Annotated in this window: 2 protein-coding genes and 1 pseudogene; all 3 read right to left on the bottom strand. The window is 69.0% G+C overall.

Features of this window, described 5'->3' with window-relative positions; genetic code table 11:
- The coding region (locus WAW85_RS08565; RefSeq protein WP_422559195.1) for a class I SAM-dependent methyltransferase at positions 1–580 on the bottom strand (580 nt) is incomplete at its 3' end.
- A 23-nt stretch (positions 581–603) separates the two neighbouring features.
- The gene (locus WAW85_RS08560) at positions 604–2568 is read right to left on the bottom strand and encodes a DUF222 domain-containing protein (protein ID WP_422559194.1); all 1965 of its coding nucleotides are present in this window, start codon (positions 2566–2568) and stop codon (positions 604–606) included.
- A gap of 260 nt (positions 2569–2828) precedes the next feature.
- Positions 2829–3047 (bottom strand): annotated as a pseudogene (locus WAW85_RS08555) (hypothetical protein); the annotation flags it as partial.

Below are 3047 nucleotides of genomic sequence, written 5' to 3'. Positions count from 1 at the left end.
CGTACGGCGGCCGGCCGCCGTCGGCGGGATCGGGGAAGACGTCGTGGATCAGCAGGGCGCCGCCGGGGCGCACCCAGCGCGCCCAGCCGTCGTAGTCGTTCTGCGCGGCTTCCATGCTGTGCCCGCCGTCGATGAAGACGACGTCGGCGGGGCGGCCCCACATGCGGGCGGCCACGGTCGACGGCGCCAGCACGCCGATCACGGTGCGCTCCAGACCGGCGTCGAACATGGTGCGCCGGACGCGCGCCGAGGTGTCCAGGGTGCCGGCATGCGGGTCCACCAGGGTGGTGTCGTGGTACTCCCAGCCCGGCTGGTGCTCCTCGGATCCACGGTGATGGTCGACGGTGGCCAGGAGGGCGCCGGCGGCTTCGGCGGCGTCACCGAAGAAGACCGTCGACTTTCCGCAGTAGGTGCCGATCTCGATACCGAGCCCGACTGAATCCTCTTGTGTCAGAAAGTGACTCGCGAACTTGTGCAGCGCGAGGGCTTCGTCGACGGGCATGAAGCCGGGCGTCTGGTCCGCAACGGCAAGGCGTTCGGGGGACGGGCCGGAGTCGGGCAGCGCGAGAGGCGTGGTCATGGTTCTCGATCCTAGTGGCGGGATCAGAAGGGTGGGTCGCCGAGGCGCTCGAGGTAGTGCTGCTCGGCGGCAGCGAGGTCGGCGTCGCGCTTGGCGTCGAGTTCGGCGCGCAGGGCGGCATTGGCTTTGCGTTCGGCGCGACGACGGGCGTGCTTGGCTTCTGTCCGGGGCCGGGCGCGCTGCGGGGCCTCGGTGCGGGCGCCGGTGGCGGTGGAGGTGGCCCGGTGGTCGGCGAGCTGGTGGGTGCAGCGCAGTCCAGTCAACTGGGGGAGGAGCCACTGGTTGGGGGCGAGCAGTTCCACGGTGAGCCCGCCCGGAGTGGTCATCGCCGAGTGGTACTGGCCATCAGCGTCGATCCAGAGCTCGTCGACGAAGCCCTCCAGGTTTGTCTTCACCAGATGATGGAAGCGGCACTTGGGGATCAGATTGCACAGGCACGTTGGGCCGGGGCCGTACTCGGCGACGTGGTCCAGGTCGCAGGAGAAAGCGGCGCGTTCACAGCCCAGAACGGAGCAGGTGCCCCACAGGAACCGGGCGATCACGTTGGTGAGCGCGGTCGGGCGGTAGTCGTCGCTGGGCAGCGCGGTGTGGGTGATGACCCGCTCGGCAGTGGTCTGGCTGGTCAGTGCGGCGAGGGCGGCGTCCCAGTCGTCGAGCCAGGCCGGGGGTGGGCCGAGCGGGATGTGCTCGCCGCGCGCCGGGTCCAGGGTCGCCAGCGTTGCTGCCGGTGCGGTGTACACGTCGAGGTTTGCGGTGTGGGCGTGGTTTCGACACGGGTCGTCGCTGGCGCTCCTCCCCGGCTCAACCAGCGAGGCGGGGGGCTCAGCCGGCGAGGCGGGGGGCTCGTCCAGCCAGGAGGGTGGTTCAGTGGGCGCCGGGGGGTACGGGGTATCGCCCCCGGACTCGCCGGGGGTGTCGGGGCGGGGTGGTTGTCGATGCACGGTCGACTCGTCGGTGTCCGTGGCGGTATCGGGTTGCGCGTCGAACAGGTCGGACAGGTCGTGTTGGCGGATCGCGGCGTCGTCGCGGGCGGCGATCTCGCGGACGTGATCGGCCGAGATCGGGCCGTACCCGTCGATATAGCCGCAGGTGTCGCCGCCGTCGAGGGTCGACGAATCAGCGAGAACATGAATGAGGATGCGGGTCAGGCGTGCGTCGATCTGGGCCGACCGGATCTGTGCGGTGCACTGCAGGCTCTCGCACTGGCAGACGAACTGGGTGCGCAGTATCAGTGCCCGCATTGCGTCGGCGCGTGCTTGATCCTTGGTGCGCGGGTCGTCGTTGCAGCGCCCGGCGACCACCGCGTCGACGGTCTGGTTCATCAGGCGCATGTCTTCGGCGGTCACCACGACGGTGACCTGCCCCAGGCCGTCTTCCAGGACGCGGTAGGACACCGCCCGGCGCTTCTTCGCGTTCTCCCGGCGATCGCGGACCGCGTCGGGATCGGCCTGCGCCACGAACCGGCGTGCCAGTGCGGACGTTTTGGCCTCCGACAACGAGGTGGCCGAACCCATACCGAGTAGGTGGGCGGCGATCGTCGTGTCGAGGACGGCGATCCGCGCCGGATCGGTCACCAGATCGGTCTCGAGGATGATGCGGTGGAACCGGCGGCGGTCGATCCGACCCAACCGCAGCAGATCGGCTACCTGCGGCAGCCGATCACGGGCAGCGAAGGCGTCGTCGAGCAGGGCATGGGCGGCGTGTTCGGTCGATTCCAGGGCGACCTGCACCTCCAACACCGTCTGGGCGTACACGTCCAGCAGGTTGGTGCGGACTGCTGCCGTGTCGCGCTGGTTGGCCTCTACTGCCGCGAACGTGGCCAGCGCGTATTGGAACTGCTGCCAATCCAAGAAGGCTTGTCCGTGCTTCGCCGCGTGCAGTGCCTGCCCCAACTCAGGCAACGGTAGGTTTGCCGGATCGGTACCGGTGACCACGCCTACCGACGACAGGTCGGCGCCGGGCCACATCGAGGTGTGCAATGCCGCCATCGGAATCACCGCCCTTTGCCGAGCCGTTCGGTCCACTTGTCAGTGGGCCCTAGTCTCAGGATACGGATCACACCAAACTAGCGCAAGTGTTCGAGGAAGTATTTTCGATGACTTTGAGGTGCCCGTGGTTTTCGGAAAATTCGCAGGTCAGTGGGCCGGGCGGTGGTGTTGTGACGAACGGCGGTGGTTTCGACACGGGTCGTCGCTGGCGCTCCTCCCCGGCTCAACCAGCGAGAAGGAGCGAGAAGGGAGGGGTGGCTCTATCGGCGATTCGCCGGATGCGGCGGATGTGTGGGGCGGGGGAAGTTGGTGCCGCTCGGAGGCAGATGTCCCGGTCCGGCCGGTGCTGGTGGGGGCGGCGCCGTCGGCAGCTGGCCGGCGAGCCGCAAGCGGGCCGCGATCGCTTCGTTGCCGATCAGGGCGTAAAACTCCTCGGCGGCGGGGCGCTCGCTGTTGCTCGTCCCGGCGGTCAGCAGCGA

The organism is Gordonia sp. (in: high G+C Gram-positive bacteria) (genome assembly GCF_049299075.1).
Taxonomy (GTDB): domain Bacteria; phylum Actinomycetota; class Actinomycetes; order Mycobacteriales; family Mycobacteriaceae; genus Gordonia.
The sequence above is the reverse complement of the archived record's forward strand: the minus strand, read 5'-3'. Positions and strand labels throughout refer to the sequence as shown.

What these genes read in the sequence shown, in the direction of transcription:
- WAW85_RS08560 (WP_422559194.1), bottom strand. Translation starts at nt 2,568, where the DNA reads ATGGCGGCATTGCACACCTCGATGTGGCCCGGCGCCGACCTGTCGTCG.